The sequence below is a fragment of the Microbacterium sp. 69-10 genome (genome assembly GCF_001897945.1).
Classification (GTDB): domain Bacteria; phylum Actinomycetota; class Actinomycetes; order Actinomycetales; family Microbacteriaceae; genus Microbacterium.
Genome location: NZ_MKRT01000030.1, coordinates 42,362 through 50,110, shown reverse-complemented (window position 1 = coordinate 50,110; position 7,749 = coordinate 42,362). Strand labels below are relative to the sequence as shown.

At 69.1% G+C, this 7,749-nt stretch carries 6 protein-coding genes; 3 read left to right on the top strand and 3 right to left on the bottom strand.

From position 1 onward, the window contains the following. Positions 1 to 1,319, bottom strand: a 1,319-nt coding sequence (locus BGN97_RS16680; RefSeq protein WP_292704021.1) for an extracellular solute-binding protein, incomplete at its 3' end; no start/stop codon positions are given. A 92-nt stretch (positions 1,320 to 1,411) separates the two neighbouring features. Here BGN97_RS16680 and BGN97_RS16675 point away from each other — a divergent pair. Then, positions 1,412 to 2,791 (top strand): carboxylesterase family protein, encoded by a 1,380-nt coding sequence (locus BGN97_RS16675; RefSeq protein WP_292704017.1) that lies wholly within the window; start codon positions 1,412 to 1,414, stop codon positions 2,789 to 2,791. A gap of 15 nt (positions 2,792 to 2,806) precedes the next feature. Here the strand turns inward: BGN97_RS16675 and BGN97_RS16670 are convergent, their stop codons facing one another. Continuing rightward, on the bottom strand, positions 2,807 to 3,724 hold the full coding sequence (locus BGN97_RS16670; protein ID WP_292704014.1) for an NAD(P)-dependent oxidoreductase: 918 nt from the start codon (positions 3,722 to 3,724) through the stop codon (positions 2,807 to 2,809). Positions 3,725 to 3,848: 124 nt separating this feature from the next. On the opposite strand from BGN97_RS16670, the gene BGN97_RS16665 reads away from it, so the two are divergent. Both BGN97_RS16665 and BGN97_RS16660 read left to right on the top strand, forming a co-directional pair. After that, positions 3,849 to 4,826, top strand: a complete 978-nt coding sequence (locus BGN97_RS16665) for a DUF4432 family protein (RefSeq protein WP_292704011.1) — start codon at positions 3,849 to 3,851, stop codon at positions 4,824 to 4,826. 38 nt (positions 4,827 to 4,864) lie between these two features. Then, positions 4,865 to 6,802: a glycoside hydrolase family 2 TIM barrel-domain containing protein gene (locus tag BGN97_RS16660; protein WP_292704009.1), complete on the top strand. Its 1,938-nt coding sequence runs from the start codon at positions 4,865 to 4,867 to the stop codon at positions 6,800 to 6,802. A gap of 37 nt (positions 6,803 to 6,839) precedes the next feature. On the opposite strand, the gene BGN97_RS16655 is transcribed toward BGN97_RS16660, so the two are convergent. Continuing rightward, on the bottom strand, positions 6,840 to 7,749 hold a 910-nt coding region (locus BGN97_RS16655), incomplete at its 5' end, for a serine hydrolase domain-containing protein (RefSeq protein ID WP_292704007.1).

Genomic DNA, 7,749 nt, shown 5'->3' with positions numbered 1-7,749 from the left:
ATATCAGTGCCCGGGTCGGTCAGCACGGACTGCAGCACCGGGGACAGCATGGCGTACAGATCCTGTGCCTTCTGCGGCGGCTCGATCATCAGCTGCAGGGACTTCAGCGAGTCCGCGTAGGTCGCGAAGTTGGCCTCGGGGACGTTGATGTAGTCCTTGATCCAGCCGTGCACCTTGTCGGACTGATCCGTCGTCAGCACGGAGAGCTCGGGGAGTCCCACCGGAAGATTCTGTCCTGCGTTGCTCTTGGCTGCGTCGACAGCGGCTGCCTGGTCGAACTTCGCGCTGAGGTAGATCTCCTTGACGTAGGTGATGATCGCCTGCTGTTGCGCGGCCGTCGTCTTGGGGCTCATCATGAAGACGCCGCCCCCGGTCAGGGTGCCATTTCCACCGGATTGGGGCATCGGCCCCATCCCGAAATCGTCCTTGTTCATCTTGTTGGTCACGACGGCGTCCTGATAACTGGACGGCGAGCCGATGAACATTCCCACCTGCTTGGACGCGAGCGCCTGACCGATGCCCGCCTGGTCGTAAAGGACGTTGTCGCCGATCGATTTGTCCTCGAAGCGCATGTCGTGCAGGAGCTTCAGGAACTCCGCCGTCTTCCCCTCGTCCGCGAACACAGGCTTTCCGTCCGCGGCTTCCATCTGACCGCCGAACGAGTACGTCGCCGCGGTCACCATCCATCCGCCGGTGCCGGTCTGGGTCATGGTTCCGAACCCGGGCACGCCCGTCTTCTCGGTGATGATCTTGGCGTCCTCCCGGACCTGCTCCCACGTCGTCGGCGGCTTGTCAGGATCGAGGCCGGCGGCCGTGAACAGTGCGCGGTTGTACACCAGCCCGAGCCCGTACGCACTGAACGGGATCCCGTACACGCGCCCGGCATCGTCCTGCGCGAGCTCGAGGGTGCTGGGGTTGAGCGTCTCGGACACGCCAGACTTCTTGAGTGCGTCGGTGATGTCCGCCGCCTGCTTGTTCTTCGCGATCGCCTTCGAGTCGGTGAAGTACACCGCGTACAGATCGGGCAGCGTGCCGCCGGCGAGCATCGCGTTGAACGTCTGCGGGTCCCAATTCTTGTCAGACCCCTTGACGGTGATGTTGGGGTGCTTCTTCTCGAACGCCACGATGCGATCATTGAAGACCTTCAGCTGGTCCTTCTGGTCGTCGCTGGGCTTGCCAGTCACGGTGATCGTGACCGGCGCGTCCGGGTCGACGGATGCGGGTGAGGCGGGCGCTGCGCCGCCGGAACACCCTGCGAGCAGGGCGATGGACGCCGCCGTCGCGGCGAGTCCGACGACCGGTCGGAACTGCTTCGTCATTGAAACTCCTTGATCTGCCGACGGGATCGTCGGGATGAAACAACGTTGTCACATAGTGGCACCAACGACACCTTCTGGTCAAGAATCTCGATGTGGAAAAGAATCCCCCGGTGGCCAGGACCGACATCGGCACCTTCCGCGGCGTGACGGACGACGGCGCCGCGGCCTGGCTGGGCATCCCCTACGGGCGCGTCCCTCAACGGTTCGCGGCACCGGTTCCCGCTCCCCCGGTCGACATGGTCTCCGCCTGCGAGCGAGGCCCCGCCGCGTGGCAGCCGGGCCCGGGACCGCGCCCGCCGATCGTCCGATTCGACGAGCAGTGCCTGAGCCTCAACGTGTTCGCTCCCGCGGCTGCTGCCCCCGACCGCCCGGTGGCCGTGTGGATCCACGGCGGCGGCTACATAGGCGGTGGGAGCGCGCAACCCGACTTCGACGGCGCCGCTCTCGCGACTGCAGAAGACATCCTCGTCGTCTCGGTGAACTACCGGCTCGGCGCCCTCGGCTTCCTCGATGTCCGTGGCCTGCCCGATCCCCACCCGCGGGCGGAGCGGCACGCGCCCGTGTCCAATGCGGGGTTGCGTGACATCCTCCTCGCCCTGAGCTGGGTGCGCGACCACATCTCGGGATTCGGCGGCGATCCGGGTCGGGTCACCATCTTCGGCCAGTCGGCGGGGGCGCACGCGGTCTGCGCGCTTGCGTCCACACCTCAGGCGCGCGGACTGTTCGCACGCGCCATTGCGCAGAGCCCGCCACCGGTCGCGATCACGCCGGACGACGCCCGACGGGTCGCGGAGGTCACGCTGCGCGAGGCGGGCGCGTCCTCCGTCGTCGAGCTCGGGGCAGTGCCGCCTGACCGGCTTATCGCGGCCTCGCTCCTCGCGTATGCGCAGATCGCGGATCGGTCCCCCGGAGTCCTCGGGAGCGCGCCGGTCATCGACGGCGATCTGCTCGAGGGCGAACCGCTCGCGGTGCTCGCGTCCGGCCGCGGCCTCGCGGTACCGCTTCTGATCGGCTCCAATCGCGATGAGATGACCGCGTTCGGGGAGGACCGCCTGATCCGATCCGACGAGCGAGCGCTCGCCCACCTCGGCCGCCCCGCTGTTCCACCCGAACTGGTCGGCGACCGGCCGGGGCGGGACGAGGCGACGGAGCGGTGGTTCCGTCTGCCCGCCCTGGCCGCAGCCTCAGGTCACGCCGGCCGAGCGTCCGCCTGGGCGTACGAATTCGCGTACGTGCCGAGCGGGTTCGGGCCCGTCCATCGCGGGGGTGCGGGCGCGACGCACGGGATCGAGGCAGGTTTCATCTTCGGCAACACCGACCGAGGCATGTGGAACTGGCTCGCTCCAGGCGGTCCGAGCGTGGGCGACCTGGCGATGTTGTCGCGAATGCGACACGCCTGGGGCGCCTTCATTCGCGACGGCGATCCCGGGTGGGAGGAGATCCGAGCCGGCGGCGTCCATGCCCTCGGCTGACCCGGCTGCCGGCGGTCAGCTCGGAGGCAGCTCTTCGGGTTCGCTCGGGTAGTACCGGTACGTCGGACGCCAGCCGAGGAGGAGGCGCGCCGGCGCGGTGTCAAGCGCGCTGTCGCGTCCGGCGATGACCCGGGCTACCGGCACGTCGGGCGCGTACCGGGCGAGCGCGGCTGAAGTGGCCCACGGCACGAGCGTGTCATCGGCGGAGACGAGCAGCGGCACGGACCGCGCGCCGATCGGACCGCCGACGCCGGTCGCGATCAAGGCGCTGACGAATGCGCCGGCCGCGTCGTCGGTGTGCAGGTATGCCCATCCCTCTTGGACGGCCGCTTCGGGCTGATCGCGGTTGCGTCGGGCGACGGCATCGAGCACCGCGCCCGAACACGTATGCGGGAGCCGCAAGCAGACGGTGGAGAGGCCCCAGCGGTTCGCGCACATCTCGGCGGCCAGCTCATCATCCGCCTTCCCGAGCGAATACCAATCGCCCAGCTGTGCCGGCTCATTCACGGTGAGCGGAAACGACGTCGGCAGCGGTCGACGCGGGTGGAACGTCAACCCGTTCGCATTGATGCTCGACGCGATCACGGCACGGCGGATGCCGAGCTCCCCGGCCAGCGACAGCACCGTGAACGCGCCCTGGGTGTTCGCGCGGAACACCTCGCGGGGGCCAGCGGCATCGGGCGATGGATACGCGGCGAGATGTGCGAGCGCGTCGCATCCGGCCAGCGCCCCTGCGACCGCGGCCTCGTCGCCGGTGTCGCCGACGATGGTCCGCTGCGCAGGCACATCCCTCGGGAATCGCCGGTCGAAGGCGACCACTTCTACGCCTGCCTTCGAGAGCGCGGTCGCCACCGCACCGCCGATGTCGCCGCCCGCACCGGTCACCAGGACCCGAATCGGAAGCGGGCGGCGAGCATCTTCGATCGAGTCCATTCGCACATTGTCACCCACCCGCTCGCCAATAAACAACGTTGTTTTCACGCGCTATGTCCGTTACGGTGGCCGAGGGTGGATGTCGCGCCCGTTTCTCCCGCCGATCAAGAGGGGCCCTTCCCGCATGCCGCTTTCCGACTCCCCCGGCGCGAACGCCGCCCGGACGGTCTCGCTGACCGTTTCGGAGAGGCGGGGCTGGGAACTGGTCACCCTGCGCAGCGACCGCCTCGAGGCGGAAGTCGTTCCCGGGGTCGGTGGGACGATCCTGCAGCTGCGCTCCCTCGTACGCGGCGGGACTCCCCTGCTGTACGAGACGCCGTGGGGGCTCCGCGCGCGGGGCGCTCTGCAAGCAGCGGGCAGCTCGAGCGACTTGGCGATGGACGCATACCCGGGCGGATGGCAGACGGCGTTCCCGAATGGCGGACCAGCCTCAGACCGACACGGCGCGACATGGACGCAGCATGGCGAAGCATGGCACGCAGCGTTCGACTGGGCGCCCCTGTCCGACGGTGTGCGGCTCGAGACGCGGCTCGTACGCAGCCCTTTCCGCATCAGTCGTGACATCGTGCTGACGGATCTCGGGCCGGAGCTCGGATCCGAGGTCCGCGTCACGGAGGCGATCGTGAACGAGGGCGGCGAGACGATCCAGACGGCGTGGGGGCAGCACCCCGCGTTCGGTGCACCGCTGCTCTCGCCGCGGGCGCGAATCTCGTCGACCGCCGCCGGCTGGCAGATGGAAGCCGAGGTCGGTGCATCCTCGGATCCGGCGACTGTGCTGCCGCCGGGTTCGCACGCCAAGCGGTTCGGCTACTTCACCGACTTCCCCGGCGACCGCGGATTCCTTCGTCTGGACAGCCCCGACGCCGGGATCGCGGTCGAACTGGACTGGGCGCTCGACCCCTACCGCTGCGCATGGAGCTGGATGGAGGCCGGTGCGGCAGAAGGATTCCCGTATTACTCGAGCGCGTATGTGCTCGGTCTCGAACCGTTCAGCGGTTGGCCCGCCGGCATCGACGCGATGACAGACGCAGGCAGGCTCGTCGCCTTTGCACCAGGACAGAGACGCGTCGGCGACGTCCGCCTGCGCGTGCTGCCCCTCTGACCCCGCGGCACGTGCGCCGCATTTCCGAAAGGACCCCGATGACCTCCCGATTCGACCTCACGAGCCTCGAGTGGACGCTGCGCGGTTGGCGCGTGAACGACTGGGAGCTCGAAGCAGGATTCGCGAGACTCGAAGCCGGACGCCCCGATGTCGCCGCCGTGCCGGTGCACGCCCCCGGTTCCGTACGCGGTGCACTGCTCGCTGCGGGCATCGTCCCGGATCCGGCCGTCGGGCTCCGATCACGCGAGTCGGAGTGGATCGAGAACCGGCATTGGACGTACACCGCGTTCCTCGCCGACGACCAGATCGGGCCGCCCGCCGACGGAGGCCGAATCGTCCTCGTCGCCGATTCCCTGGACTATTGCGGGGTTGTCCTCCTCGGACAGGTGCGCGTGGGCGAATTCACCGGCGCGATGACCCCGCACGAATTCGATCTGACGGAGGCCTGGACTTCGGGGGAGCGGATGCTCACGATCGTGTTCACTGGCGTTCCGGCGGATCTCGGCCAGATCGGCTGGACGAGCCGCATCCGGGAGTTCAAAGCGCGCTACAACTACGGCTGGGACTGGACCCCGCGGATTGTGCAGATCGGCGTGGCGGGTCCGCTCACGCTGGAACACCGCTGCGGCGCGCGACTCGTTGATCTCGACGTTCGTGCCACGCTGCTCGAAGAGGGGGCGGGCACGGTCGCCGTGCGGGCGCGGATCGAGGGGGACGCGACGCACGCCGTCGTGACCGTCACCGGCCCCGACGGAGATGCGGTGTCGACCACGATGGAGGTGGCATCAACCCTCGCCCTCACCATCGATCTCCACGCGGTCGCACCATGGGAGCTCGGTGCGGGGACTCTCTACCGGGTGGAGGTCGATCTCGTCGCCGGCGACGGCACGGTCTCCGATCACGCCCTGCGCAGGGTCGGGTTCCGCACGGTGCGATGGCTGCCTATCCCCGGCGCGCCCGAGGACGCCGAGCCGTGGCTGCTGGAGATCAACGGCCGAACGGTGTTCATGGCCGGAGTGAACTGGGTGCCCATCCGCCCCGACTCCGCGGACGTCACCGAAACCGACTACCGGATTCGACTCGATGAATACCGTCGGATGAGCGTCAACACCCTGCGAGTCTGGGGCGGAGCCGCCCGCGAGCAGCACCTGTTCTACGACCTGGCCGACGAGTACGGTTTCGCCGTGTGGCAGGAGCTGCCGCTGTCGTCGTCAGGCCTGGACAACCTGCCCCCAGAAGACGACGCGTTCGCGGCCGAGTTCGCAAGCATCGCCCAGAGCTACGCGCGTCAGCTCGCCCATCATCCGTCGATCGTCCTCTGGGGAGGGGGAAACGAGCTCATCGACGAACGCGGCGGCAGTCCGGTACCCCTGACGGCCGATCATCCCACGCTGGCGGCGGCGCGGACGGCTCTCGCCGACGCCGATCCGGAGCGCCGATTCGTGGCGACCTCCCCCACCGGGCCCTCGGTGTGGGGGGATCCCGACCGGCGCGGTCTGGGCCTGCATCATGACGTGCACGGCCCGTGGGAGAGCGACGGCACGTTCGAGGAGTGGAAGGCGTACTGGGACGGGGATGACGCGCTGCTGCGCAGCGAGGTGGGCATGGGAGGCGCGTCACCGCTCGCGATGCTCGAAGATCGGGGCCTCCTCCTGCCCGTGGACACCGACGAGCAGCGGCGCGAACTCACCCAGCTGTGGTCGCATTCCTCGGCCTGGTGGCTCGGTCCGTTCAAGAGCTGGGACGGCGAAGGCGGTCTCGCCGCCTGGGTCGATCAGTCGCAGCGACGCCAGGCCGAATGGCTGGCCTACGCGGCCCGCGCGACCCGCGCCCGGTTCCCAGCGTGCGCGGGGTTCGTGGTCTGGCTCGGCCATGACACCTTCCCCTGCGCAGTGAGTCTGTCCCTGCTCGACGCGGACGGTGCGCCGAAACCGGTTGCGGAAGCTCTCGGCAGGGTGTTCCGCGGCGAGGGGTGAGTCGCGGCGCCCCTCGCCGCGGACCGGCGTCGAGGACTCATGCGGAGTCGCGGGCGATCCGGAGTGCGAGCCGCGCCAGCGCGTCAGGTCGACGCGGATCCTGGCCCGACCACGGCCGGTCAGTCGTGTAACCGAAGGCGAGCCCGACCTCCGGATCGGCGAACGCCAGGGCGTCCGCTGCGCCATCATGGCCGAACGCCTGCCAGCTGGCGAACGGTCGTTCCCGCCACGGCAGCATGAACAGTGCGCCGAATCGCAGCACCGAGCCGGTGGTGATATCGAGGCCGTCCGACCGGATCTGCGTCATCGCTCGTCGGGTGTCGTCGCCGAACAGTCGCCCGTAGCCGTCGTCCCAAAGCGCCGCCCCGTAGGCGCCCGCAAGACCCCGCGCCGAAGCTACGGCGGATGCCGCGGCCAGCCCGGCGGTGTGACCGTCACGCGTGTTCGCGATGATATCGAGCCGGCTCGGCGATCCACCGAGATTCGCGTACACCGCGTCGGCCAGCCCGGGAGTCGGGTTCGCATCGGCCTGCGCTTCGGGGAACACGACAGGGGCGACGCGGGGTTCGATCTCCTCGGGCGTGTGGAACCACGCTTCCAGACCGCGCGGGCATCGCACTTCGCTGTCGAAGAACTCCGCGATCGTGGCACCGGTGATGCGTGCAGTGAGCTCACTGGCCATCGCCCCGACGGTCAGGGCGTGGTATCCGAACGCGGCCCCGGGGACCCAGACCGGCCGCATGGCGGCGAGGTGCTCGGCGACGACCTGGTCGTTCAGTACCTCGGCGGTGGTCAGTTCGGCGGGCACGAAAGGCAATCCAGCGCGGTGACTCAGCACCTGCGCAACGGTGATCGCCCCCTTACCGTGGGCGCCGAACTCCGGCCAATAGGCACTCACCGGCCGGTCGAGATCGAGGAGGCCCCGCTCGACGAGCATCGCAATGCAG

Coding starts and splice junctions, on each gene's coding strand:
- BGN97_RS16660 (WP_292704009.1), top strand. CDS start 4,865: ATGACCTCCCGATTCGACCTCACGAGCCTCGAGTGGACGCTGCGCGGT.
- BGN97_RS16670 (WP_292704014.1), bottom strand. CDS start 3,724: ATGGACTCGATCGAAGATGCTCGCCGCCCGCTTCCGATTCGGGTCCTG.
- BGN97_RS16665 (WP_292704011.1), top strand. CDS start 3,849: ATGCCGCTTTCCGACTCCCCCGGCGCGAACGCCGCCCGGACGGTCTCG.